Origin of the sequence: Gluconacetobacter diazotrophicus PA1 5 (assembly GCF_000067045.1) — a bacterium.
GTDB lineage: Bacteria > Pseudomonadota > Alphaproteobacteria > Acetobacterales > Acetobacteraceae > Gluconacetobacter > Gluconacetobacter diazotrophicus.
The window spans coordinates 998,343-1,023,898 of sequence record NC_010125.1; the positions used below are offsets into that span (position 1 = coordinate 998,343).

25 protein-coding genes and 1 pseudogene are annotated in these 25,556 nt (G+C 60.5%); 12 read left to right on the forward strand and 14 right to left on the reverse strand.

Features of this window, described 5'->3' with window-relative positions; genetic code table 11:
* Positions 1–56 precede the first annotated feature (56 nt).
* Positions 57–830 carry a hypothetical protein gene (locus GDI_RS19645; RefSeq protein WP_012223855.1) on the reverse strand — a complete coding sequence of 258 codons (774 nt, stop codon included), beginning with the start codon at positions 828–830 and terminating at the stop codon, positions 57–59.
* 85 nt (positions 831–915) lie between these two features.
* Here GDI_RS19645 and GDI_RS20575 point away from each other — a divergent pair.
* Together GDI_RS20575 and GDI_RS04690 are read left to right on the forward strand one after the other, a co-directional pair.
* A protein-coding gene (locus GDI_RS20575; protein ID WP_156472016.1) for an IS5 family transposase occupies positions 916–1,745 on the forward strand; the annotation gives its coding sequence in 2 pieces (ribosomal slippage) (positions 916–1,303 and positions 1,303–1,745; 831 coding nt in all).
* Between the two features lie 210 nt (positions 1,746–1,955).
* A complete protein-coding gene (locus GDI_RS04690) occupies positions 1,956–3,200 on the forward strand; it encodes a hypothetical protein (RefSeq protein ID WP_197535946.1) in 1,245 nt (414 codons plus the stop codon).
* Between the two features lie 103 nt (positions 3,201–3,303).
* Here GDI_RS04690 and GDI_RS04695 read toward each other — a convergent pair whose 3' ends face one another.
* Positions 3,304–4,443: an MFS transporter gene (locus GDI_RS04695; protein ID WP_012223859.1), complete on the reverse strand. Its 1,140-nt coding sequence runs from the start codon at positions 4,441–4,443 to the stop codon at positions 3,304–3,306.
* A 33-nt stretch (positions 4,444–4,476) separates the two neighbouring features.
* A pseudogene (locus GDI_RS18890) lies at positions 4,477–5,462 on the reverse strand (IS481 family transposase).
* A 96-nt stretch (positions 5,463–5,558) separates the two neighbouring features.
* On the opposite strand from GDI_RS18890, the gene GDI_RS04705 reads away from it, so the two are divergent.
* From GDI_RS04705 to istB, 4 genes are all read left to right on the forward strand, one after another.
* Positions 5,559–5,882 carry an ArsR/SmtB family transcription factor gene (locus GDI_RS04705; protein WP_012223861.1) on the forward strand — a complete coding sequence of 108 codons (324 nt, stop codon included), beginning with the start codon at positions 5,559–5,561 and terminating at the stop codon, positions 5,880–5,882.
* Positions 5,883–5,935: 53 nt separating this feature from the next.
* Complete coding sequence (locus GDI_RS04710; protein ID WP_012223862.1) at positions 5,936–6,832, forward strand: ketopantoate reductase family protein; 897 nt, start codon at positions 5,936–5,938, stop codon at positions 6,830–6,832.
* 265 nt (positions 6,833–7,097) lie between these two features.
* Positions 7,098–8,621 carry an IS21 family transposase gene (gene istA, locus GDI_RS04715; protein ID WP_041249290.1) on the forward strand — a complete coding sequence of 508 codons (1,524 nt, stop codon included), beginning with the start codon at positions 7,098–7,100 and terminating at the stop codon, positions 8,619–8,621.
* Positions 8,611–9,390: an IS21-like element helper ATPase IstB gene (istB, locus tag GDI_RS04720; protein WP_012223864.1), complete on the forward strand. Its 780-nt coding sequence runs from the start codon at positions 8,611–8,613 to the stop codon at positions 9,388–9,390. Before istA ends, istB begins: the two co-directional genes overlap by 11 nt.
* A gap of 257 nt (positions 9,391–9,647) precedes the next feature.
* Here istB and GDI_RS04725 read toward each other — a convergent pair whose 3' ends face one another.
* A complete protein-coding gene (locus tag GDI_RS04725; protein WP_012223865.1) occupies positions 9,648–10,091 on the reverse strand; it encodes a winged helix-turn-helix transcriptional regulator in 444 nt (147 codons plus the stop codon).
* 95 nt (positions 10,092–10,186) lie between these two features.
* On the opposite strand from GDI_RS04725, the gene GDI_RS04730 reads away from it, so the two are divergent.
* Positions 10,187–11,386, forward strand: a complete 1,200-nt coding sequence (locus tag GDI_RS04730; protein WP_012223866.1) for an MFS transporter — start codon at positions 10,187–10,189, stop codon at positions 11,384–11,386.
* Between the two features lie 193 nt (positions 11,387–11,579).
* On the opposite strand, the gene GDI_RS04735 is transcribed toward GDI_RS04730, so the two are convergent.
* The 7 genes from GDI_RS04735 to GDI_RS04760 are packed head-to-tail and all read right to left on the reverse strand — an operon-like array spanning position 11,580 to position 18,377.
* On the reverse strand, positions 11,580–12,188 hold the full coding sequence (locus tag GDI_RS04735; RefSeq protein WP_012223867.1) for a nitroreductase family protein: 609 nt from the start codon (positions 12,186–12,188) through the stop codon (positions 11,580–11,582).
* Positions 12,189–12,234: 46 nt separating this feature from the next.
* Positions 12,235–13,071, reverse strand: a complete 837-nt coding sequence (locus GDI_RS04740) for a fumarylacetoacetate hydrolase family protein (RefSeq protein WP_012223868.1) — start codon at positions 13,069–13,071, stop codon at positions 12,235–12,237.
* A 16-nt stretch (positions 13,072–13,087) separates the two neighbouring features.
* Positions 13,088–13,813, reverse strand: coding sequence for a pirin family protein (locus GDI_RS04745; protein WP_012223869.1), 726 nt, complete (start codon positions 13,811–13,813; stop codon positions 13,088–13,090).
* Positions 13,810–15,375, reverse strand: a complete 1,566-nt coding sequence (locus GDI_RS04750; protein ID WP_041249291.1) for an efflux transporter outer membrane subunit — start codon at positions 15,373–15,375, stop codon at positions 13,810–13,812. The genes GDI_RS04745 and GDI_RS04750 overlap by 4 nt, the downstream gene beginning before the upstream one ends.
* 10 nt (positions 15,376–15,385) lie before the next feature.
* Positions 15,386–16,462, reverse strand: a complete 1,077-nt coding sequence (locus GDI_RS04755; RefSeq protein ID WP_012223871.1) for an HlyD family secretion protein — start codon at positions 16,460–16,462, stop codon at positions 15,386–15,388.
* Between the two features lie 59 nt (positions 16,463–16,521).
* Positions 16,522–16,683 (reverse strand): hypothetical protein, encoded by a 162-nt coding sequence (locus GDI_RS20030; RefSeq protein WP_012223872.1) that lies wholly within the window; start codon positions 16,681–16,683, stop codon positions 16,522–16,524.
* A 32-nt stretch (positions 16,684–16,715) separates the two neighbouring features.
* Positions 16,716–18,377 carry an MFS transporter gene (locus tag GDI_RS04760; protein ID WP_041249292.1) on the reverse strand — a complete coding sequence of 554 codons (1,662 nt, stop codon included), beginning with the start codon at positions 18,375–18,377 and terminating at the stop codon, positions 16,716–16,718.
* A gap of 252 nt (positions 18,378–18,629) precedes the next feature.
* Between GDI_RS04760 and GDI_RS04765 the strand changes: the two genes are divergently transcribed.
* On the forward strand, positions 18,630–19,583 hold the full coding sequence (locus GDI_RS04765; protein WP_012223874.1) for a LysR family transcriptional regulator: 954 nt from the start codon (positions 18,630–18,632) through the stop codon (positions 19,581–19,583).
* Here GDI_RS04765 and GDI_RS04770 read toward each other — a convergent pair.
* Positions 19,571–20,329, reverse strand: coding sequence for a FadR/GntR family transcriptional regulator (locus GDI_RS04770; protein ID WP_012223875.1), 759 nt, complete (start codon positions 20,327–20,329; stop codon positions 19,571–19,573). The two genes, GDI_RS04765 and GDI_RS04770, sit on opposite strands and share 13 nt — an antisense overlap.
* Before the next feature lie 204 nt (positions 20,330–20,533).
* Here GDI_RS04770 and GDI_RS04775 point away from each other — a divergent pair, with 204 nt between their 5' ends.
* Positions 20,534–21,133 (forward strand): glutathione S-transferase family protein, encoded by a 600-nt coding sequence (locus GDI_RS04775; RefSeq protein ID WP_012223876.1) that lies wholly within the window; start codon positions 20,534–20,536, stop codon positions 21,131–21,133.
* A gap of 122 nt (positions 21,134–21,255) precedes the next feature.
* On the forward strand, positions 21,256–21,720 hold the full coding sequence (locus GDI_RS04780; RefSeq protein ID WP_231854214.1) for a hypothetical protein: 465 nt from the start codon (positions 21,256–21,258) through the stop codon (positions 21,718–21,720).
* Here GDI_RS04780 and GDI_RS04785 read toward each other — a convergent pair.
* Positions 21,710–22,627, reverse strand: coding sequence for a LysR family transcriptional regulator (locus GDI_RS04785; protein ID WP_012223878.1), 918 nt, complete (start codon positions 22,625–22,627; stop codon positions 21,710–21,712). The genes GDI_RS04780 and GDI_RS04785 overlap by 11 nt on opposite strands.
* Before the next feature lie 101 nt (positions 22,628–22,728).
* Between GDI_RS04785 and GDI_RS04790 the strand changes: the two genes are divergently transcribed.
* A complete protein-coding gene (locus tag GDI_RS04790; protein ID WP_012223879.1) occupies positions 22,729–23,520 on the forward strand; it encodes an NAD(P)H-dependent oxidoreductase in 792 nt (263 codons plus the stop codon).
* Between the two features lie 116 nt (positions 23,521–23,636).
* Positions 23,637–24,398 (forward strand): LysR family transcriptional regulator, encoded by a 762-nt coding sequence (locus GDI_RS04795; RefSeq protein ID WP_012223880.1) that lies wholly within the window; start codon positions 23,637–23,639, stop codon positions 24,396–24,398.
* A 29-nt stretch (positions 24,399–24,427) separates the two neighbouring features.
* Here the strand turns inward: GDI_RS04795 and GDI_RS04800 are convergent, their stop codons facing one another.
* Positions 24,428–25,492: an IS481 family transposase gene (locus GDI_RS04800; RefSeq protein ID WP_231854215.1), complete on the reverse strand. Its 1,065-nt coding sequence runs from the start codon at positions 25,490–25,492 to the stop codon at positions 24,428–24,430.
* Between the last annotated feature and the right edge of the window lie 64 nt (positions 25,493–25,556).

Here is a 25,556-nt window from a genome sequence, read left to right on the forward strand (position 1 = left end):
CTCAGGCCGGTTTATAGCTTACGCCCCTGTCCGAAAAATGGGGGCCACCTCTCACCTCACTCGAAAGAAACGTCCCGTTCGTGGTCTTCCGAGAGCTCTCGTTCGTGTTCGCGTGCGATATTTAACCGTATTTTTTTAGCACAAATCGCGAACGCTTCTCTGACCTCCCGTCTCGAATGGTTTGACAATATTTCCAATGCCGCGAACCGGCGCTCCATAATAGCCGCCCGGCTCCCACTCCAAGACGTCGGAGTTATGTGGAAAGCAAGTTTCTCAAGGATGCTACCCGGACACGGTGCTGTTTGGAGAAGATAATCGGCCTGACGAGATAAGCTGACTGCTTTTGCGCCGTCGTCTAATCTATTATCATGTGAGCAAAAAGGACGGATTGCTTCTGCGACCAAAACCCACCGTTCTAAATCTCCCCTCTGGCACCACTCGACCAATATCTGAGGATCGATTTTGGCCAGTGGGGGATGATGATGGGTCGCGTACCGAGAGAATCTGAGCTTTGAGTCTTTCGAGGCAAGCGCGTTATCAAGAAATATCAGTGGTGACCGTTCCGCCAAAGCAGCCGCTGTCTGTTCCGCTTTGTAAAAGGACCCGTAACGGTGACTGGCATGAGCAACCAGAGCATCAACGAGATATCGTGCTCCTTTCTCATCATTTGGTAATAAGCATTTTTTGACGACTTCGGCGGCATAAAAATCAAGATTATTATCTTGGTGATCGTCTTCACTCATGAGAAAATCTTTGATGGCTCTGATCGCAAAACCGCACAGGTCAGACGGCCAGTCGAGAGAGTTTTCTTTCTCATGAAGCCTGAGCATCGCTAAGTGTCCGTCCAAGATCATCTTGAATCATTGGAATCGTTTGTGATTCCCTGTCAGCGCGCCCGATTCGCAGGAGTTGCTGATGTGGACCGCCGAGAACCGCGCCCGATATGACCGGAGCCAGCTTCGCTATCCAAGCGATCTGACGGACGAGGAATGGTCGCTGATCCAACCCCTGATCCCGGCTGCCCGGCGTGGCGGCAACAAGCGGACAGTGGATATACGGGAGGTCATGAATGGCCTGATGTATGTTCTTGGAACGGGTTGCCAGTGGCGCGCGATCCCGAAAGACCTCCCGCCGCGCAGCACGGTGAATTACTATTTTTGCCGCTGGCAGCATGACGGAACACTCGACCGTCTGCATCATGCGCTCTACGTCCTGTGTCGGGAGCAGGCGGACCGTGAGGCCAGTCCGACAGCGGCGATCATCGACAGCCAGAGCGTCAAGAGTGCTGAAAAAGGGGGCGGCGCATCGATCCGTCCGGTTTTGACGCCGGCAAGAGGATCAAGGGCAAGAAGCGGCATGTCCTCGTCGATACGCAGGGCCTGTTGATGGAGGCAACGGTCCACGCGGCCGATATCCAGGATCGTGATGGCGGTGTCATGCTGATGGCGACATTGTTCGGACTGTATCCGTTCCTTCTGAAACTTTACGCCGACGCGGGCTATCAGGGAGCAAAGTTTCACCAGGGACTGGCTCAAGTCTGCCGTTCTGTGAATGTCGAGATCGTACGGCGCTGTGACGTCGGAAAATTCGTGGTATTGCCCAAGCGCTGGATCGTGGAACGCACCATCGCCTGGTTGAACCGCTGCCGACGCTTGAGCAAGGATTGGGAGTGCCTCAATCGCAATGCACTCGCTTTCCTCCGATGGGCGTCAGTTCGATTGATGCTCAGAAAGATCTGTAATTAAAAACAATGATCTTGGACGGACACTTATGATGACCTCAAGCCAGAGGCACTTAAACCGCTTCTGATTGAACAATTTCTGCCAACGCTTGACGCGCGTAAGCGCGAAGGCAAGGAATTTAAAATTTCAATAAATCTGAGGACTAACGAAAATAATGTCCAGAAGGAATTTTTCCCGCAGGCAGTAGAAATAACGCCGAATGATTTGCCACCAATGACCAAGATTACCATCCAGGACGATACACTGGATGCCATTTCGGCAATTAATATGCACTACCACGTTGCTCCAGTATCTGGGAAAGGCAATTCGCTCGTTGCTTTTAGTATCGATGGAAGAACTATACCAGCAAACCTGATACCCGCTTCATCATTTCCGCCGGGCTATCTGTGCGTCTTCCTCTTCGAGTCCGAACTCTTTCACTCGAATGCCGATAGCTCCCGACAAAGACTTCTCCTGCCGGAAGGAACGCCCGAATCTCATCTCTTCCGCGTTCTGCGTCGCGAGCTAGGCCGAGTGTTAGCGGAGAATATCCCGCAAATCACCGATCGTAATGAAAAAATCAAGGCAAAATTCGAAGAGCAATTCCCTCATCTTCTTGGATTTTTTGAAGATGATACCGTTGGCTTGATCGACCGAGATGATGCGTTATCGGTCGCTCAACAGAGATTCTTCAAAGAGCAGAAGGAAATACTTCAATCTGAGAAATTAAGCGACGCCTCATACGAGAAATCTTTGGAAATGTCTTCTCGCACGCTGACGGAGTATATTTTATATAGAGACAAAATCATTAGCCGAATGAAGGAGATGACAGGCGGCAACGCGGAATCCGAAATTCATAACCTGATAGTGCCGAGATTCAAGGAGTATTCGCAGAGCTCCATGACCTCGGAGATTTACCAGAATAATGCTTGGCTGCTCGATGACAAATTTATGGTTTTCAGAACAATTCTGAGCGAGAAAAGCATGAATGCCGTAATCAACGCTATACGCTTGGATGATGAGAGTGTGAGAGATGCGGGAAGGCCGGATATTGCGATGATCTTCTCGGCAGACCCCAGCGACACCACACCAGTCGACGTTGTTGTCGTTGAGATAAAGAAGAAAACAGATGGTGAAAAGGACAACGTTTACGCAGTAAATCAGCTACTGGATCGTGCTGGTAAGCTCGTACTGCATTGTCCAAACATCCAGCGTGTTTGGTACTATGCGATTATGCACATCAATGATGCGACGGCATTCCGTCTAAGGCAATTCAAATGGACGCCTTTTTTCTCAAAAGGAAAAGTTTATTATCAGGAGTTTGACACGCCACATCCTGATGGTCGAGTCATTCCAACGCCAACCTTCGTGGTCTCTTTCGACGCGATCATAGCTGATGCCGAAGGCAGAAATCATACCTTCCTGGAAATCCTGCGGGAGGGGATGAAAAGATATGCGGACGAACATGACGGCAAATAGTCGGTATTGCTGGCTTTACAGAACATAACGGCATGAGCTGGTTGATAGCTGCCATTTCTCAGTCGAATTTCGATATCGCAATAAGCTGGTCCGCGATTTGGTTCTATAAAAACATCGTCGTGATCATACCGACAGCGGCAGCGCCAAAGGCGATAGCGGATGTGCTAACGACGCTCAGAAGTAGGCCGCCAAGCGCACCGCCGGCAGCAATGCCGAGGAACTGCATAGCATAATGCAACGAGAGAACGGCCGCATGCTGATCCGGTGCCAAATCCGTCATCCGGTGTTGCTGAGCAATACCGCCACTCCACCATGCGCCTCCCCAGCAGGCGACGAGCAGGTACATCAGCCCAGCGGAAACCGGCCCCTCCTGGCATTCAATCGCCAGAACACCGAGCAGGCAGAAGAGGGCTGCCATAATTACAAGGGAACCCCTAACCACGCGGTTTGCCCCGAACCGACTGATCGTATGTCCAGCCGCTAGGCCTGCAGTCGTGGCCAAGATGCCAAACACAACCATGAGGGCGGCGACTTGCGGTGGCTGCATGCCCGCAGCCTGTGCAGCCAGCGGCGTCAGATAGGTGTAGGCTGTCAAGGCACATACGAACATTCCGAAGGAGGTAGCCAAGCCCTTCCGCACGGACGAGCGGCGCAAAAGCGCGAAGCGCGTGCGAAATGGCACCGCAGGTGACGAAGGCAAAGCAGGCAACATCAGCCCTAGTCCGACAGCCGCAGTTCCACTCAGCACCGCCACGAGGATGAAAGCTCCCGGCCATCCCCATAGCGCACCAGCCATGGTGCCCAGCGGAGCTCCTGCCGCCAGAGCCAAGGCGTTTCCAGTAGCCGTGATGGAGAGCGCATGGCCTCTCCGATTCGGAGGAGACAAGGCCACGGCGGCGGCGCTAGCGGGCGCCATAAATAAGGCGGCGGCAAAACCCGCTAACACCCGCGCCACCGCCAACACTTCCCACGAACGTGCGAAAGCCGCCAGCAGGTTGGTGAGCCCAAAAACAAGAAGCGAGCCAATGATCAATCGCTTACGGGCCATCGCTCCGAATCTGGCAACAAGAACAGGACCACCCAGCGCGTATGCCAGCGCGAAGACCGTCACCATCTGGCCGCATTGAGCGACGCTGATGCGTAGGTCGCTCGCGATCATCGGCAACAGGCCGGCGATCGCATAACCCTCCGTGCCAATCGCGAAGGTGCCCAAGGCCAGGAGCAGAATACGAGGATCGATCATGGTCCTATTGTATAACGATCGTTGTACCGTTAGCTAGATGTTTGGTCCCGGGATTTGGTGGTGCGGATTATGTATGAACCGTGATGGTTCTTTTTCCCACTGCTGACAAATGAATTCATATGGAGTGAGGCCGCGCAGCAACTGGTCCTGTGTGCGAAATTGTAGGCGGTAACGAAGTCGGCGAGGTGTTGACGCAACTGGTCATGTGTTTCGTAGTAGAAGCGCAGTGGCGTCCTGATCGTGCGGTTCATCCTCTCGACCTGGCCATTCGTCCAGGGATGTCGCGGCTTTGTCAGTCGATGCTCGATATCGAGATCAGCACAGGCCAGTTCAAAAGAGTGGCACCGGAACAGGACACCATCCGCCCGCATGGCCTTGATGTCTTCGGGTGTCCATCCATTGCCGGCCGGATCGGTAAAATGCGTGCCGTTATCGGTCAGCACGGTATGGATGCGGTAGGGAACCGCAGCGGCCAGAGCACGCAGGAAGTCACCGGCAACGCGACGTGTCGCTTTCTCGTGCAATTGGACAAAAGCGAATTTCGAGGTCCGGTCGATCGCCACCAGAAGATAAAGGCGCCCCATTTCAGTGCGGACTTCAGCAATGTCGATGTGAAAATAGCCGATCGGATAACTCTTGAACTTCGACCGTTTTGGTTTGTCGCCTTCGGTCTCGGGCAGGCGGCTGATCCCATGGCGCTGAAAACAACGGTGCAGGGAAGATCGCGTCAGATGCGGGATCGTCGCCTGAAGCGCATAAAGGCAATCATCAAGAGGCAGCAGGGTATGGCGACGGAAGGCCACAACGATCGCTTCTTCTTCGGTCGACAGGATGGTTGAGGATGCGACCTTCGGACCGGTGCGTCGATCCGACGTATCGGTCCGCCCCTTCCATTTGGCGACCGTCTTCGGGTTGATCCCGTAGCGTTTCGCCAGAACCCTCAGGCTCTCTTGACTATGTTGTATCGCTCGACGGACTGCCGCTGTCGTCGTGGCGCTTCCGTGGTGAACCTGGCCCATAGCGCATCCTTCCACTCATGTGAAAATAATGCACCACCAAATCCCGGGACCAAACATCTAGGTGCCATGGTTCAATATCTCTTGTATAGTAGTCCGATGCGCGAACAGCATCACACCGACCCAACCGACATCGATCTACCCACACTGATGACGGCCTTCACCGATCCGGTGCGGCTTCAGATCATCGGCATCCTGGATCGCCAGGGCGAGACGCCCTGTGCTGCAATCTATCAGGAGATCGGCATCAGCAAGTCAGGTGCCTCGCACCATTTTCGCGTATTGCGCGAGACGGGAATTCTTTTGTCCCGGAAATTAGGCCGCGACAGCTATGCCAGCCTCCGCTCTTCGGAGATGGAAGCGGCCTTTCCCGGCGTGCTCGACACGGTGTTGCGAAAGATCAGGCGCCGTAACGGCGCTTAGCCAGACCATCATCGACGATTCACCGGCCGCATCAGGCCGAGGAGCAGAACATCATGGTTCAAGAGAAAATTGTGGTCATGGGAGCCGGCGCGGTCGGTTGCTATTATGGCGCCCTTCTCGCTTTGAACGGACATCAGGTCACCCTGATCGGCCGCCCGGGCTTGGTTGAGGCCGTTGCGAACAAGGGGCTACTCCTGGAACGGCAGAGTGGAATCGAGACGGTTGCTTTGGCCGCAAGCGAGTCTGTCGAAGCCGTGGCTGATGCCTCCATCGTCCTGCTTACGGTGAAATCGGGTGACACGGAAAGTGCGGGGCGTGCTATTTCTCCCCTTCTCGCATCGAATAGCATTGTGCTCAGCATGCAGAATGGGATCGGCAACGCTGAACGACTTGCTGTGATACTCGGCCGGCCAGTCGTTCCGGTTGTCGTCTATATTGCGGCCGAGATGGCGGGACCCGGCCATATGCGTCATCGCGGAAGAGGCGAACTGGTTTTCCCGGAAGGGCCCGACAGTTCCAGGCTCGCCTCTTTGTTCAATGATGCGGGTGCTCCGGCCACGGTCTCCAACACAGCCGAGACGGCTATGTGGACGAAATTCGTCGTTAATTGCTGTGTCAATGCGCTCTCCGCGCTGACCAATCAGACTTATGACCAGATAGCCATGCACGAGGGTGCTGAGCAATTAGTCAAAGATACAATGCACGAATGTGTTGCGGTCGCGAGTGCGAGTGGCGTCAGTCTTCCAGGCAACATTTGGGAAATCGTTTGGAACGTTTTCTCTAGCATGGTCGGTCAACGATCTTCGACGGCACAGGATCTGACTCGAGGCAGGAAAACTGAGATCGATCATTTCAACGGGGAAATTGTGAGACTGGCTCAAAGATTCGAAATTGATGTCCCCGTTAATAATGCCTTGTGGACAATGGTAAGGATTGCTGAGAGCAAATAAAAACTCTTTCGGGAATAGTAATACCGGCGAATATGCCTTGAAAGTTCTCGCTATGAGCGGCGGTGCGGAACCCCCGTCGGTTTGGCCGGCATCACTTCAGTCGCGCGCCGGGCAACCTCGCGCTTCTGAGTGCGACCACAAGAGCGGTTGTTGATTTGCGTTGAGAAGTGACCCTTTAGGGGCGGTAATTTTCATTGAGATTTGACCCGTGTCTGACCCCTGGCCCCGGCGCGAACGAGCGAGGGGTTTTCAAGGAGTGATCAGCATGGAGTTATCGAGTGTGATCCGTCGGTGGCATTACCGGGAACATCTGCCGATCCGCGAGATCGAGCGGCGGACGAAGCTGTCGCGCAACACGATCCGCAAATATCTGCGGGCGGAGACGGGGGAAGTGAAGTTCAAGGTTCCGGAGCGTCCGAGCCGTCTGGACCCGTTTTCCGAGAAGCTGAGGGGCTGGCTGTTTCTGGAGGCGGCGAAGTCGCGCAAGCAGCGCCGCACGGGGCGCTGCCTTCATGCCGATCTTGTAGCGCTGGGTTATGACGGTTCTTATGGCCGCGTAGCCGCGTTCATCCGGGACTGGAAGACGGAGCGGCAACAGGCGAAGCAGACGACGGGGCGCGGGGTGTTCGTTCCCCTGCGCTTTGCGCCCGGAGAGGCATTCCAGTTCGACTGGGGCGAGGACTGGGCGACAATCGGCGGTCGGCGCATCAAGCTGCAAGTCGCCCACAGCAAGCTGTCCTACAGCCGGGCGTTCATCCTGCGGGCCTATCCGCTGCAGACCCACGAGATGCTGTTCGACGCGCTGGGCGAGGCGTTCCGCGCGCTTGGCGGCGTTCCGCGCCGGGGCATCTTCGACAACATGAAGACTGCGGTGGACCGGGTCGGTCCGGGCAAGGCACGCCAGGTCAATCTGCGCTTCTCGGCGATGGTGAGCCATTACCTGTTCGAGGCGGAATTCTGCAATCCGGCGGCAGGCTGGGAAAAGGGGCAAATCGAGAAGACCGTCCAGGACGCGCGGCGGCAGATTTGGCAGGAGATGCCGCATTTTCCCGATCTGCCCGCGCTGAACGCCTGGCTCGAGACGCGGTGCGTGGCGCGCTGGGCCGAGCTGCGGCATGTCGAACTGCCCGGCAGCATCGCCGAGATGCACGCGGCGGAGGTGCCGCACCTGATGGTCTTTGGCCGCCCGTTCGACGGGTTCGTCGAGCACGCCAAGCGGGTCGGGCCGACCTGCCTCGTGCAGTTCGAGACCAATCGTTACAGCGTGCCGGCTTCCTTTGCCAATCGGCCGGTCAGTCTGCGCGTCTACCACGACCGGCTGGTGATCGCCGCCGAGGGGCGGATCCTGTGCGAGCATCGCCGGATCGTCGAGCGGTCCCACGGCGTGCCGGGCCGCACGGTCTATGACTGGCGGCATTACCTGGCGGTGATCCAGCGCAAACCGGGCGCATTGCGCAACGGCGCACCGTTCGCCGAATTGCCCGGGGCGTTCCGTACCTTGCAAGCGCATCTGCTCCGGCGCGCCGGGGGCGGCCGCGAGATGGCGGAGATCCTGGCCCTGGTGCTGCATCATGACGAGCAGGCCGTGCTCTGTGCGATCGAACTCGCGCTCGAGGAGGGGGTGGCCACAAAGACCCATGTCCTCAACACGCTGCATCGCCTGACGGACGCCAAGAAGACGGGAGCCTCCAGGCTCGACGCGCCACAGGCGCTGGTGCTCGAATGCGAGCCCCGGGCCGATACCGGACGGTATGACGCGCTGCGCGGGGAGGCTCGCCATGCGTCATGACCCCGCGGCGGGAGCCCTGATCGTCATGCTGCGCGGCCTGCGGATGTATGGCATGGCCCAGGCCACCGCCGAACTGACGGAGCAGGGCGCGCCGGCGTTCGAGGCGTCCATCCCCGTCCTCTCCCAACTTCTGAAAGCCGAGTTGGCCGAGCGCGAGGTGCGCTCCATCGCCTATCAGACGAAGACCGCCAGGCTCCCCGCATACAAGGATCTGACCGGCTTCGATTTCTCCGCCGCCGAGGTCAACGAGGTCATGGTGCGCCAACTCCATGGCGGGGATTTCATCGACCGGGCCGAGAACGTCGTGCTTATCGGCGGACCGGGCACCGGCAAGACCCACGTGGCAACGGCACTGGCCGTGCAGGCGATCGAGCATCACCGCAAGAAGGCGCGGTTCTGGTCCACCGTCGATCTGGTGAACGCCCTCGAGCAGGAGAAGGCCGCCAACCGGGCCGGACAGATCGCAGAACGCCTCCTGCGCCTCGATCTCGTCATCCTCGACGAACTGGGATACCTGCCGTTCAGCGCATCCGGCGGTGCTCTGCTGTTCCATCTCCTCAGCAGCCTCTACGAGCGCACCAGCGTCGTCATTACCACCAATCTGAGCTTCGGCGAATGGGGCGAGGTTTTCGGCGATCCCAAAATGACGACGGCCCTGCTCGATCGCCTCACCCACCACTGTCATATCCTCGAAACCGGAAACGACAGCTTCAGGTTTCGCGCAAGCTCGGCCGCCCCAAAAGCCAGAAAGGAAAAAACAACCGCTTGACCCCCTCCCAAAACATGAGGGAGATACCCAAAGGCCGGGTCAATTCTCGATGAAAACCCCGGGTCAGATCTCAGTGAAAATTAACACTGCTGGACCATATTGTCGATACTGCCCAGGATCGGAAACAGATAAGATTTCATGATGCCAGAGCCTCTCCGATTTGTCGGATGCCATATCCGGGTCTGGACCGACGGGACACGCCACCGTCTTTACTGCACTCGCCGTCCGTCACAGCGCCAGTCTCCTTCACCGCCTCATCAGATTTTCATGACGATGGTATCCCGCGCCCGAATAATCTCGCCGTCCGCATTCCGCACGATCAACGGCGCCAGGGTTTTTCCATCTTTCCGGTCTACCAGTTCCGAATGTGGCTCCCCGGGTCTGTAGCAGAACGCCTCTCCCCACTGCCTCAATGCGACAATAACCGGAAACAGCGCCTCTCCTTTTGGGGTCAGCACGTAGTCCTGCCAGGCACTGCCGTCAGATGCCGACGTCACTGCAAGCACTCCCAAGGCAACAAGACCCTGCAAACGGCTCGCCAGAATCCCTTTGGATATTCGGAGACTTTTCTGAAATTCTCCGAAACGCCTTGCGCCGTCAAAGGCGTCGCGCACGATAAGCAGCGACCACCAGTCGCCAATGCCATCCAGCGACCGGGCCACCGGGCATTCCGCATCGCTGAGGCTCACCCGCTTCACCATCCGACATCCTCACATTTTCATATGGTTCTAAAATAGAACTGGACGACGCATGGTGCAATAGGTTCTATTATAGAACCTATTATGAGGTGCAACCGATGTCCTCTCCTTCTTCTGCCAATTGCAACCGGCAGCCTCCGCTTACCGGCCCACTCATTCTGCTGCTGGCAACCGCCTGCGGACTGAGCGTTGCAAATGTCTATTACGCCGCTCCCATGCTTGACGAGATCGCCCATAATCTGGGTGTCGCCCCGGCCCTTATCGGCAGTATCATCACCGCAACCCAGGTCGGATACGGGCTCGGTCTGATCGGTATCGTGCCGCTGGGTGACCTGATATCCTCTGGGCGTCTTGTGCTCATTCAGGGGCTCACTGCGGCTGCCGGGCTTGTTGCCGCTGCGCTGTCCCCCTCATGGGGATCGCTGCTTGGAAGTCTGTTTCTGGTCGGTCTTTCGTCCGTCATCGTCCAGACGCTGGTGGCCTGCGCGGCCGGCTGGGCAGCACCTACCGAGCGGGGACAGGTTGTCGGACAGGTCACCAGCGGCATCGTGATCGGAATCCTGTGCGCCAGGATCATTGCGGGCCTGCTCACGGATGCGATCGGCTGGCGGGCCGTCTATCTTGCGTCTGCCGTCCTGACAGCGGGCATGGCTCTGGCGCTGGCACGCATCCTGCCTCCCGGAAGGCGAAATGAGGTGCCGCGTTCCTATCCGGTCCTGGTTTTCTCGACCCTGTCGCTTTACCGAACCAATCCCGTGCTGCGCCGCCGCAGTTTGCTGGCGTTTCTGATCTTTGCGATGTTCAACGTGCTCTGGGCGCCCCTTGTTCTTCCACTCAGCACAGCTCCGTTCTCGCTTTCGCACACCGAAGTCGGGCTGTTCGGTCTTGCAGGCGTGGCTGGAGCGCTGGGGGCCGGACGAGCCGGCATCTGGGCCGATCAGGGCAACGCGCGCCGGACGACCATTCTATCCTTTGTTCTGGCCCTGGTGGCGTGGGGTCTGATGGCCGCCCTGCCTTTCTCTCTGTGGTTTCTGATCGCAGGCATTCTCCTGCTGGATTTTACCGTTCAGGCGATTCATGTCACCAGTCAGAGCCTGATCTTTGCCTCGGACGCAGAAGCTCGCAGCCGTCTTGTCGGTGCCTATATGGTTTTCTATTCGCTTGGGAGCGCATGCGGCGCCTTTGCCTCCACTCTGGCCTATGCACATGGAGGCTGGACCAGCGTCTGCCTGCTCGGGACAGGACTTGGCCTCGCAGGATTAACGCTGGCATATTTCCATAAATCAGAAAACCGCTAGAAGATCAGATCGATCATCCCCTCTGAAATTCAGGAGCAAGATGAACCATCAGGCGCGGCACCTTTTACTTCGTCTTCTTCCGTATTTTCCGGATAAAGCCTCCGAACCCCCATGAGTTATCTGACACTCCATTTTTTTTGGATCGATTGTTACGAGATTACTGGTCGCCGGGATCTACGCGACATCCCCTCGATCAAAACCGATCAAAGGCAATGACATCGATATCCGGGATCCGTCCCCCATGCGGAGGCAGATCGCCCGTTCCCTTGCCAATCGCGACGAACATGACCAGCGCATGGTCCTTGGGCAGGCGGATGATCTCCGCGACTTGCTCGAAATCGAACCCGTCCATCGGGCACGTATCGTAGCCATGCGCTGACGCCGCCATCATCAATGCGTATGCCGCCATGCCGGCAGAGCGAAATGCCTCGTCGCGCTGCATCGTCGGGTTGTTTTCGTAATACTGTGTGATCATGCCGATATATTTCTCACGCATAGCCTCCGGCGCGTCTTTCCAGTAGCGTCCGGGGTCCTTCGCATAGGCGTGCATGTCCGCGCACAGGACGACGAGTGCCGAACATTCCTCGATCTGCGGCTGGTGCCACGCCACCGCCTTGATTGCGGCACGGACGGCGGGATCGCGCACCACCAGGAACCGCCAATTCTGGATATTGAACGCAGTCGGTGCCGTTCGCGCGGCGCGCAAAATGGCGGTCAGCGTTTCATCAGGAATCGTATGGTGCGCGTCGAAACGCTTCGTCGCCCGTCGCGCAAACATCGTATCCAGAATCTCGTTCATCATGCTTTCTCCCTCTCCTCATTCAGATCCGCTGCTGGCGCGAGGCGCATCAGGCCACGCATTGCCGCTGCCGGCCAAGCCCCTCGATCCCGAGTTCCACGACATCGCCGGACCGCAGATAGACCGGCTCTGGCCGCATCCCCATTCCGACACCCGGTGGTGTGCCGGTGGCGATGACGTCGCCGGGCATGAGTGTCATGTAGCGGCTGACATAGGCGACGATCTCGGCGACGGAAAACACCATCGTGCGCGTAGTCCCGCATTGCATCCGGCGCCCATTCACATCCAGCCAAATCGCGAGATTCTGAGGGTCGGGCACCTCGTCCCGGCTCACCAGCCACGGGCCGAGCGGCCCGAACGTATCGCATCCCTTGCCCTTGTCCCACTGGCTTGACTGCATCTGGAAGGCGCGTTCGGACACGTCGTTGGCGACGCAATAGCCCGCGACATGATCCAGCGCCTCGCTGACTGCGATATTCTTCGCGCGCGTGCCGATGATGACGGCGAGTTCAGCTTCCCAGTCCAACTGTGTCGCGCCAATCGGCGGGATGATCGGATCGTCAGGCCCGGAGAGTGCCGTGATCGCCTTGAGAAAGATGATCGGCTCGTCGGGCACCGGCAGCCCTGCCTCTTCCGCATGGTCCCGGTAATTCAGCCCAATGCAGATATATTTCCCGATCCCTGCGACCGGCACGCCCAGACGCTGGCCAGGATCCACCTGCGGCAAGCTCGACGGATCGATCGCCGCAAGGGCGGCCAGACGCGCCGGCGCCAGTACCTCCGGCGACACGTCCCCGACCACCCCCGCCAAGCTGCGCAGGCCTCCCGTCTGATCGATCAGAGCCGGACGTTCCTCTCCCGGTTCCCCATAACGGCACAGCTTCATGCGTGTCTCCTTTCGCTCAGTCGGAATCACAGATAACCAGAGTGGATGGCTCGCGCGCATGCACAACGACCGTCTCGCATCCCGTGATCGCGACACCGCAGCCAGCACCAGCATCGAACCCCTGAATTTCGACCTGGCCTGCGGCGACGAGGGCGTAGACGCAGCGGTCCGCATAGGTGGGGATGACGGCCTGTCCGCCAGTCGGGAGCGTGAGGCGGAGCACGCGAACCCGAGCCTTTAACGGTAGAGGGTCACCCGACCGCCCCTGATCAGCTTCCTCCGGGTCGTCTTCGGGAAAGCCGCTGGCCAGCAGGACATGCTCGTGCCCGAAGCGGTCCCCATCGCGGCGCAGGCCGATTTCCGACGCGCCCCCTTCCTCTTCGGGCATCAGCCACAGTTGCAGGAGCGACGCCGGCGCACCGCCGGTCTTCCACGTCGCCAGGGCCACGCCATCGCCGGCGCTGACGAGATGACAATCGCCCGGCTTCAGCAGGCTGTCGCCAAGCCCATCCACCAGCGCCAGAACTGTTCCGTTGAGAACGAGGGTCACGATTTCGACCGCGCTTTCATGGTCCAGCCTGAAGGCGGCATCGGCCTCCAGGTCGATCCGGTTGAGCACCCGGAGCCGTCCCCAATGTGAGGGAGCGGGGTGAGCATAGTCCCGGAATGCGAAATGGCACTCGAGCTTGACGCCATCCTGGACCAGATGACCCAGCTCGGAAGGCAGCCGCACTTTGATCATCCCTGTCGCCCTCCCTGCCCCGCTGACTGGATGGTCGACCGCCGGGCCACCGCTTCCGGATAGCGCGCCTCCCAGCCACCACCAAGCGCGCGGTAAAGCCGGGCCACTGCGACCGAAACCGCCGTCGTCGACTGGACGAGCTGGTTCTGGCTGGCCAGAAGCGCGTTCTGCAGGGTCAGCACGTTCAAGAAGTCCGACGCCCCCTGCACGTATTGCTGCTGGGCCAGGCGCACGGCCGTCTCGTTCTGGGCCACGGTCTCCTTCAGCCGGTCGCGCTGCTGCTGGGCGGCGGAGAAATCGGCCATCGCGTCATCGATCTCCTGCCAGGCCTTGAGAATGGTGCGCTGCAGGGTGATCGCCGCTTCCTTCTGCTGCGCCCGGCGTAGGCGCAATTGCCCGGTGAGGCGGCCACCCTCGAACAGCGGCAGCGTCATGGTCGGACCGAAGCCGTATTGTCGCGACGCCCAGGAGCCGAGCCCGCTGAATTGCAGCGCCTGCACGTCGAGACTGCCGGACAGCGTCACGCGCGGAAAGAAATCCGCCACGGCCACGCCGATGCTGGCGGTGGCGACATGCAACTGCTCCTCGGCCATGCGGATATCGGGCCGACGTTCGGCCAGTTCCGACGGCAGGCCAACGGGCACCGCATCGGGTACCGGCGGGATCGGGGCAGGCGTGCCGAGTTGCGCCCGGAGCGCACCCGGCTCGCGCGCAACGAGAAAGCTCAGCGCGTTGATCAGATGCACTTCCTGGCTGCGCAGGATCGGCAGGCGCGACTGGAATTCGCTGAGTTGTCCGCGCGAATCCGCCACGTCGAGCTGCGTGGAGGCTCCCTGCGTAAAGCGCATCGCCGTCAAATCGACACTATGCCGCGCGATGTCGATATTGCGGTCGACGATGGCGATCTGTGCCTGGACGCCGCGCAGATCGAGATAGTCCTGCGCGGTCTCGGCCATCAGCGAGACCAGCACGTCGCGCTGCATGTCCTGCGTCGCCTGCACAGCCGCGTTGGCCGCCTCGACCTGACGCCGAACATGACCCCAGAGATCGACTTCCCAGGACGCGCTCATGCCGTATTGCGGCAGATTGAAGGACGGATTGCCGACCGTGCCCGGCACAGCCACGGGGCCGAAGCCCTGCGCGCCGCTGGCGACATCGCCCGCGCCGGCGCGCTCCAGCGTGCCGAGCAGGCCGAGGATACCGTTGGTGCTGGCCCGCTCGCGGGCGTAGGACGCATTCCCCTCCATATGCGGGAACTGTGCCGCGCTCGCGATCCGCCGCTCGGCGATGCTCTCCGCCAGGCGATAGGCGCTTGCCCGCAGATCCAGATTGGCCGACGCGACCTGCTGTTCGAGCGCCGTCAGCACCGGATCGCGATAGATCGTCCACCATTGCGGATCGGCCGGGCTTTCCACCGGGTGGCTTTCGGCATCCGCCATACCGCGGCGCCAGTGCGGCGCGCTGGCGAGATCCGGCTTGTGATAGTCGGGCCCGACCGTGCAGGCGCCGAGCAGGAGCGCGCTCGCCAGAGCGAGCATGGGGCGGTTGAGGCGTGTGATCATGATCCGCCCCTCACCGCCAAGCATAGCGGGGGTCGTCCGCCTTCGGGCCTTCGGGACGGGAGGCCGTGTCGACCCTGACTTCCACCGACATGCCGACCCTGACGCGCGCGGCAAGTGGCTGCCCCGGATCGAAGGTGATGCGCACCGGCAGACGCTGGACCACCTTGGTGAAGTTGCCGGTCGCATTATCGGGCTGGATCGGCGCGAACGCGACGCCGGTCGCCGGCGGGATGCTGTCGACATGAGCGCGCAGTGGCTGACCCGGGAAGGTGTCGACCCAGACCGTCGCTTTCTGCCCCGGCACAACATGCGTGAGTTGCGTCTCCTGGAAATGGGCAACCACGAACGCATCCTGGACCGGGGTGACCGCCATCAGCGCACTGCCGGGATTAACGTAGTTGCCCACACGCACGCCGCGCGCGCCGACCACGCCGTCCACCGGGGCCGGGATGGTGCAATAGGACAAATCCAATTCTGCCCGCTGCTCCTCGCCTTCGGCGCGGGTCAGGTTGCCCCTGGCACGCGCGATCTGGGCGGCGAGCACATCCTTTTCCTGGGTCGCGGCCTGCACACTCGCCTCGTCGCGGGCTTTCGCGGCCGTGGCCTCGCGGGTCTGCGCCGCCGTACGCTGGCGCTGCTCGGTCGTGCCGGCGCCACCGACCGCCAGATTGCGGTAGCGCGCCTCGTCCTGCTGCGCGAAGACGAGTTCAGCGTCGTCAGATTGTACCGCCGCCCGTGCCGCCGCGATCAGCGCATCCTGCCGGGCCAACTCCGCCTGCAGATTGGCGATGTCGGCGCGCGCGGCGGCGAGATTGCCCCGCGCCACGGTAAGAGCTGCGCGGTAGTCGTCATCCTCGATATGGGCCAGCACCTCGCCTTTGCGGACCTGCTCGTTGTCTTGCGCCATCACGGCGTCGATGCGACCGCCGACCTTGGGGGCGACCACCGAGGAATAGGCAGACACATAGGCGTCGTTGGTCTCGACCCGCACGCCGTCTCCAAGCACAAGGCGGTCACCGCCCCAGGCCGCGGCCCCCAGCACCACCACGCCGGCCGCCAGCAGCAGCGCCTTCGTTGTTCCGTTCATGAATATTCCCTCTTGCGGCCCCGGCGGCCACATCGTCTGTCGCGGATTGCGCGGGACCGTCAGGTCAGCTTCAGGTAGATCGTTACGACGAGGGCCACGAAGTAGCCCTCGATGCGGTCGCGCAGCGTCCACCTCGGTGCTGTCGCGTTGCCTGTCTGATCCGATGATAGGATGTCTGGATGCCGCACGCGGCGCGTATCCCGATACGAACTGGTCTTCATATTGGTCTCACATGACATACTGTCCGTCTCCGTCAGCGTGCAGGAGCGGAGGTGGACGGCGCGCGGGGCGGATAAACCCGTTGCGGCAGAACCAGATTGAGCATGAACAGGGCGGCGCAGACGCCGATCATGATCGTGTAGATATCTGCACAGGCCAGAATGAGCGCCTGCTCCGACGCCTCGCCGTGCAGCAAGACGGTCATGTTCCAGTCCAGCCGGGCCGGATCAACGATGTGCGGCGCCAGCAGCGCCTGCGCCGGGTCGCCCCAGGACTGCAACGCGGTATGGTTGGTGCCATAGGTGTCGAGCAGCATGGTGGAATGGAATTGCTCGCGCCGGCGCAGCAGGGCGGAAATAACGCCCGCAGCAATGGCGTTGGCCACTCCCTTGGTCATGTTGAACATGCCCGAGATGAACGGTCCATCGGCCGGACCCAGGCCCATCGTCGCCAGCATCAGGATTGCAATGACCATCATCGGTTCGCTGGCCACCTGCAGGAGCTGCATGGCATAGAAGTTCTCGCGCACCCAGTCAGCATCGATCCAGGTGCCAAGGAAATAGGACAGCCCCTGGATCGCAAGGCCTGCCATCAGCACATGACGGCAATCCACCCGGCGGATGTTGCACAGGGCCGAGACCAGCGGCAGCGCTAGCACTTGTGGCAGCGCGAGGATCAGCATGACCGGCGCGATCTGGATCGGGCGATAGCCGCGCACCTCCTCCAGATAGACCGCAGGGATTTCCGCCGTGACCGCCCCCAATACCAGAACCGCCGCCAGCGTCAGCAGCGCATCCGTCACGTTGCGCTGCTTGAGCAACTGGATGCGGAAAAACGGCACCGGATGGAACCATTCATTGACGATGAAGAGCACGAACAGGAACCCGCCGCCGAAGAAGAGGTGGGTGATCAACGGCGAGCGAAACCAGTCCAGCCGGTCCCCCTGCTCCAGCGCGATCACCAGCATGCAGATCGCAGGCAAGCCGGTCAGCAGGCCACGCCAATCGAACTGGCGAAAACGCTCCAGCCGGATCGGGTCCTGCGGCAGGCCCCACGCCACGCACACCATCGAGATCAGGCACAGCGGCACGATCTGCCAGAACAGGAACGGCCAGCCGACATACTCGAACCAGAATCCCGCCAGCGGCGCGCCGCCAATATTCGGCCCGAAAGTCGCGGTCAGGGCATAGGCGCCCAGACCGTAGATCTTGATATTGGGCGGCAGGAAGCGCAGCGCCACCGTCATCAGCATTGGCGGCAGGCTACCGCAAGCCAATCCCTGCACGCAGCGCAGCAGAAGAAGAGACGACAGGTTCGGCATGAAGGGTGCCGCCGTACCCAGCACGCCCACTAGCCCCGTCATCGCGATCGTCAGGCGTCGGATGGAGAACGTCACCGAACACCAGGGCGCGAACGCCATCGCAGCGATGTTGAACGCCTCGAACACGGCGGTGATCCAGGTCCCCTCGTCATGCCCGAGATGGAATGCGCCCCGGATATCGGCGAGCCCAGCCTCGGTCGTGTGCTCGTTGAACCCCGCCAGCAGAACTGCCAGCAGCACGCCCGCCAGCCCCGTGGCCAGGCGCGGACCGAACACCGCAGCCTTCGGCGGCGCCGGAGGTGGTTCCGGTTGCAGCAGCACGGGCACGGGCAGCCCGTCGGGACGCGACAGCGCCAGCGTATCAGCGTGGTCCACAGGATACCTCGCAACAGCATCGTTTGATCTCGTGTCGGCAGTCTTGAAGAAACATCCCATGTTTGGGAACGCTCAATTATGAAATCGTCGGGAAGCAGATATGGAACGGTCGGATGTCAGATTCCCGTTGCGACGCGGCGATGTCTCTGCCAGCGTTGGCTGAGGCGAAGACTGCTCGCGGCATATTCATCCTATGATTGGGTGTTTATTAGCCAATTCAGAGCCTGAGTCGCATGACATAAGGAAGACCCGATGGCACATGTGGCGCGCGGCTACGACCTCAATCTTCTTCAGGCGATGAACGTGCTGGTCGAGGAATCGAGCGTTACCGGCGCGGCCGAGAGGCTGCACGTCAGTGCCGCGACCATGAGCCGCACCCTGTCCCGCCTGCGCGAGACGTTCCACGATGCCATTCTGGTGCAATCGGGTCGGCATATGGTGCCAACACCGCGTGCCCTGCAGATGCAGCCGCGTGTCAGCCAGATCCTCTCTGCGATCAGCGATCTGTATCGTCCACGGCATGCCCTGGATTTCACCGGCCTGACGCCGACCTTCCGTATCCGGGCAGCCGACGTGGTGATTGGCCCATACGCGGAGGCGCTGCTGAGCGCCCTGCGCGCCGACTGTCCGGACACCACGCTGATCTTCACCGCAGAATCGAACGGTGACGACAGCGATTTCCTGCGACAGGGCGGGATCGATCTCTATATCGGCGCCACCGCGCTCCTGCGGCCCGAAATCATGCGCCAGACCCTGTTCGAGAGCCGCTTTCGCGGTGTGGTGCGGGCCGGTCATCCGATCCTGCTGGGAAAGATCACACCGCAGGCGCTGGTAGCGTACCAGCACATCGCCGTCTCGCGCCGAGGGAGGCGACGGGGACCGATCGACGAGGTCCTTGCCGATCAGTATGGGCTCGAACGCACTGTCGCGCTGCTGCTGACCTCTTTCTATGCCGCGCTGCAAGGGCTCGCACATACCGATCTGATCCTCCCGGCACCGGATATCCTGACTGACGCGGCAATGCTCGACCGGCTGGGTCTTTATGGCTTTCCGCTACCGCTCGATCTGGAGCCGGTGACGATCTTCCAGGCCTGGCATCCCCGACACGACACTGACCAGGTCCATCAATGGCTGCGACGCACGGTCCTACGTGTCATGAGCCCTCGCGCCCCGATCATAAAGCCAGAGACCGCTCAGGCTTTATGACGCTCCTGTGCCGCCCGCTTGCGAACGCCGCGAGCCGCGGCCGTGCCCGGAGACTTGCCGTCGGTAAAGGCCGCGATCAATGGCTGAAGGATAGCCCGCGCCGCCCTCACTGCCCGCAGTGCATCCCCCGCTTCGATCGCCTGGAACAGCCGTTCGTGAAGCTCCAGCTTCGGCTCGGTGACTCCATGCTCAACGAGGGCAGAAAGAGCGGCTTCGCGCGCCGCATCCAGAAAATAGCGATAAAGAGGGATCAGCGCATCGTTGTGACTGGCCTCCGCGACGGCCAGATGGAAGGAAGCATCCAGGTCCAGAAAGCGGGCAAGGTCGCTGTAGGAACTCCGTTCGCCACGCGCCTTCAGGGCTGCCCCCATTCTGCGGATGTCCCGCGTTGTCCGGCGGAGCGCTGCCAGACGCGCGGATTCCGTCTCCAGCATCACACGCAACTCGAAATGATCGCGCAGGCTGGTATGACTGACCTGCGCCATAATCGTTGCGGGTTCATGCAAGGCACGCACGTAGGTCCCGTCGCCCTGACGCACCTCGATCATGCCGGCATGAGACAACACGCGCAGGGCCTCGCGCACGGTGTTGCGGCCGATCTGGAGCATTTCGGCCAGTTCTGTCTCCTTGGGAATGCGCTGGCCAACGGGCCAGTCACCGGATGTGATCCGCTCACGCATGGCGGCAAGCGCCGCATCGACCAGGGAGGGACGCGGCAGGCGTGACAGGGAGATCGGAGCAGTCATGTGCGCAGCATAGCCTGTTTGAGCGGATCATCCCATGTCTGAATGTCATTATGGCAGGCCGGCATACGACCTTTGCACGATAGGATCGGCGGCATACTGATAACCATTGCGGAGACTCCAGCCGACGATAGGATGAAGAGTCAGGAAATGCTGATTCCCCACAAAAACCGCCGTGTCTCCCTCCTACGATCCCGAGAGGTCCCCGTGAAACTCTACGATCTTGCCCTCTCCGGTAATTGCTACAAGGTCCGGCTTTTCGCGGCTCTGACGGGCACTGAGCTTGAACTCATTCCGGTCGACCTCGCGGCTGACGAGCACTACACTCCTAGGTTCACGGCCCTGAATCCGTTTCAGGAAGTGCCTGTTCTGGTAGATGGAAAGACCGCGCTGCGGGATTCCCAGGCAATCCTCGTGTATCTGGCGGGCCAGCTCCGGGATAGGACATGGTGGCCCGAAGACCCGACATCCCAGGCAGAGATCGTGCAATGGCTGTGCATCGCCTCGAGCGAGGTTCGTGACGGGCCCAATGCCGCCCGCCTGATCCGGAAATTCGGCTACGATCTCGCAATGGAGAGCGCGCTTCTCGTCACACAACGGCTCCTGCCGCTGCTGGACCAGCACCTGAGCACGCATGCCTGGTTCGCGCTCGGCCATCCGACCATCGCCGACTGCGCGCTGTTTCCCTATCTTGCGCTGGCGCATGAAGGCGGCATCGACGTTACCCCCTTTCCCGCGCTCGCAGGATGGCTCGACCGCGTTCGCGCTTTGCCGAAGTTCACGCCGATACCAGGTATTCGCGGATGACACGCGACTCCTCCCCGGTGTCAGCCGCGAATTGGATTGACACATTTCTGCCTCGGGCGGACTTTCGCGAACGACACAACATCGATATCGCAGCGTCCGCCGGACTTATTCTTGATTGCGCTATGAACTACCGGCTGAAAGACGACCCGCTCGTCCGTCTCGCCATAGGAGTACGGGAGTTGCCCTCACGGCTATCAGGGCGAAGCCGTCGGCCGCCCTTCGACCGGGACGATTTCACCTTTCTAGGACGCAAGGGGGACACCGCCCTCGCCTTCGGACTTATCGGCGAATTCTGGAATGCCGATTATGGGTTGATACCGTGCCACTCGGCGGAGGATTTCCGGACCAGCGCATATCAGGACGCCTGCAAGCTTGTGCTGTCCTATACGCTCCGCCCACTCACGCGCGGGACAAATCGTCTGACAACCGAGACAAGCGTCTTCTGTCCGACGCCCACGGCGCGGCGGCATTTCGCACCCTACTGGTATCTCATCCGTCCGGTCAGTGGACTGATCCGCAGACGCATGTTGGCCGCCGTGCGCAAGCAGGCGGAAAATCGCGCCAATTCCCCGACGATCACCGGCTGATGCCTGGTATTCCGCCGACCCGTTCGGCCAGGAACTCCACGCAGAGACGGATCCTGGCCAGATTCGTCCGTTCAGGCGCGATAAGCATGCTCAGCGGCACCGACGGCAACGTGTAGTCTGGAAGAAGCGGCACCAGTCGACCGTCCTGCAAGCAGTCTTCCACCAGCCAACGATGGGCCGGGCCGAAACCCCTGCCCGCCAGAAACGCCTCCCGCGCCGCCAAACCATGATCGACGATCAAACGGCCATGAAACGGCACGACATGGTTTCTACCCCTGGCGCTCCGCAGGACCAGTCGGTCCGATCCATGCACGCGCGACATTCGCACCCCTTCGCGATCACGCAGATCCACCGGTCGCCGCACCGGCCCAGTACGGTGTAGCCATTCGGGCGATGCGACCAACAGGCGCTCGCTCTCCCCCAGGGAACGCAGTTTCATCGCGCAATCGCTCAGGGGACCGAGACGGATGGCAATATCGACCCCATCCCGCACCAGATCGATCCGCTCATCCGTCAGGCCGAATTCCACCCGTATTCCCGGATTCTGGTCTTGAAAGGCATAAATGAGCTGGCTGACATGCAGGACACCCAGCGCGCCGGTGCAGGAGATGCGTACCGTTCCGGCCGTTGCCTGCCGCGTCTCGCGCATCTCCTGGCTCGCCTGCTCGACGAGAGAGAGTATCTGCACACAATGCGCGTAATAGCGCGTTCCTTCATCCGTCAGCGCCGTACGACGCGTCGTCCGCGTCAGCAGTGAGACGCCCAGAGCGTCCTCAAGCTCGCGCAGGTGCCGCGTGATCGTCGACTGCCCGGCACCGGTTTCACGGGCAACGGCCGCCAGATTGCCACGTTCGGCGACCCGCACGAAGGTCCGCATCCGCTCCAGTGAGACTGGCGATTGTTCCATATTTCAGCATTCTCCCTTCCGCCATCGCCATATGGGATAAGAATAGCCTATCGCGTAATCTCGTTGGGAAACGAAATTTTCCACGCAATGAGAGTCCGCTCATGAATGTTCTGATCGTCTTCGCTCATCCGGAAAGACACTCGCTCAACGGCGCCCTGCTTGACGTCGCCGTCTCTGAACTGACGGCCCAGGGACATGACGTTCAGGTGTCGGATCTCTATGCCATGCACTGGAAGGCTGCAGTTGACAGGGACGATTTTCCCGGCCTGTCGTCCGACGGACCGCTGAAAGTCTGGAAAGCGTCCAATGACGGGTTCGCGGCAGATGCGCTGACGCCGGACGTGAAGGCGGAACAAGAGAAATTGCTGTGGGCCGATACGGTCATTCTGCAGTTCCCGTTATGGTGGTTCGCCATGCCGGCCATTCTCAAAGGCTGGGTGGACCGGGTCTATGCCTCCGGCTTCGCCTATGGGGTGGGCGAACACAGCGAGCAGCGCTGGGGCGACCGGTATGGCGAAGGGGTCATGGCCGGCAAGCGCGCAATGCTGATGGTCACCGCAGGCGGGTGGCCCGAACATTATTCGGACCGCGGGATCAACGGCCCGATCGACGATCTGCTGTTCCCGATCAATCATGGGATCCTTTTCTATCCCGGCTTCACCGTTCTGCCGCCCTTCGTGGCCTATCGTGTCGATCGGATGGACGAGCCTAAATTCACGCTTCTCGCGGAACAATTGCGCGAGCGGATGACGACCTTGGAAACGATCGCGCCGATTCCTTATCGCAAGCAGAATTACGGCGACTACCAGATCCCGACCATGGAACTGCTGCCCGGACTGGCGCCCCCCGGAGCGCACGGCTTCGCGGTGCATCTTGCCCCCGAGCGCGACTGACCGCCGCGCCGCAATGAGGGAGGAGCGTCAGCGTCCGCAAATGTGCTCTGGAAGCGGTCATAAGCTGGACGCCGATTGAGGATCGGCATTACTCATAGCCAACGGTGACCGGACTCATGCATCTCACCGAACTTCGTTATCTGCTGACGGTTATCGAAGCCGGAAGTTTCGGTCGGGCCGCCCAGTCCTTGCACCTCCAGGTATCGACACTCAGCCGTGCCATCAGCCGGCTGGAAGACAGGCTGGGCGTGACGCTCCTGGAGCGGACGCCGGCCGGGATCCGAGCCACCGCGTCGGGACGACTGGCGACACGCTATATCCGCCGTGTGCTTCATGAAACGCATGCAATGGAGGACACACTGGCTCGCGGCAGTGCCGGAGAGAAGGGCGAGATCCGCCTGGGCCTGCATCTTCCGCCGATCAGTCCTGTTCTGATGGCCCTGCTACGGGAATGGCGCATGTCCTATCCGGGCGTCATCGTTGCACCCTGTGAGTTTGGCGAAGAAAGCCTGCACGCGGCCCTGACGGGCTGCCGGGTCGACGTCGCCCTGATTCCGGATTGCCTGCTGCAGAACCACGAAGCGGCCGTGCGAGTCTATGCCGAACCTCTCGTGGCCGTGCTACCGGCTGGTCATCACCTGATTGGGCAAAATATGCTGCACTGGGCGAGTCTGGAGAACGAGATCCTTCTGCTCGGGGCCTCGGGCAAGGGGGCCATCTGCCGCGATTTCTATATGGCTCGGCTGCCTGGTGCCCGATTACACATCCTTGAAGCCAGCATCCTGAGCGTGCTCGCCTTCGTGCGCGCGGGATTTGGTATCACAATCGCCGCCCAAGCCTATTCCACCTTGAAGTGTAGAAGTTTGCACTTAATCTGACGGACGGCTTGAAGTGGCCGGCGTGGATGCTACGCGTTCATGTGGTGTTCGACGTGGCGCCCGATATCTTTTTCGCGGGCGTGGTGGGCTGCGTCAAGGAAGGTTTGCATCGGGGTTTTGCCGAAGCAGTATCGTCCCTGGTGGGTGCGATTGCGGTTGAAGTCATCCATCCATTCGTCGAGGTCTGCCTGGAGTTCGTGGATGCTGTCGTAGATCTTGCGGCGAAAAGTGACACGATAGAACTCGTCGAGCATGGTCTTGTGGAAGCGCTCGACGATGCCGTTGGTCTGCGGGCTGCGCGCCTTGGTGCGGGTATGGTCGATGTTCTCCACCGCCAGATAGAGTTCGTATTCATGGCGGTCATGAGAGCCGCAGAATTCGGTGCCCCGGTCGGTCAGCACGCGCTGGAGCGGGAGATCGTGCAGCTCGAAGAAGGGGATGACGCGGTCGTTGAGCAGGTCGGCAGCGGTAACCGGGGTCTTGCGGTCATAGAGCTTGGCGAAGCCGACCTTGCTGTAGGTATCGACGAAGGTCTGCTGGTAGACGCGACCGACGCCCTTCAGGGTGCCGACATAGAAGGTATCCTGAGCGCCGCAATAGCCGGGACATTCGGTCTCGAACTCGCCCCAGGCCTCCTTGTCGGCCTTGGCCTTCTCCAGGGCCGCAAGCTGGCTTTCGGTGAGGATCAGCCGTTCCTGGGCCATCTTGGCTTCGAGCGCCTTGAGGCGGAGCTTCATGGTAGCGAGGTCGTGGCGCAGCCAGATGCTGCGCACCCGTGTGTGAGGGCTGTTGACGCCGCGCTTGAGCAGATTCCGTTGGCCACGGGGGCCTGGCACACCAGGCCGGTTGTTCGATGGCGATCGCGACCACAGCTTCATCAACCGCCGGCTCGACGCGGTTTTCGAAGCAAGGGTTTGCGGCGGGAGAGTTCCTGGAGCAGCGATTTCGCCGCCTTTGTCGTAGAGCTCCTTGAAGCGGTAGAAGCTGTCGCGCGAATACCCCATCATCTTGCAGGCCTGGGAGACGTTGCCCAGTTGCTTCGATAGTTCCAGCAGGCCAACTTTGGCGCGGATGATCTTCTGGTCACGGGTCATGAGGATATCCTCCGATGGCTGCGGCGGGGGCTGCGTCGCCCGGCCACTCCGCCCCCGCCGCAGC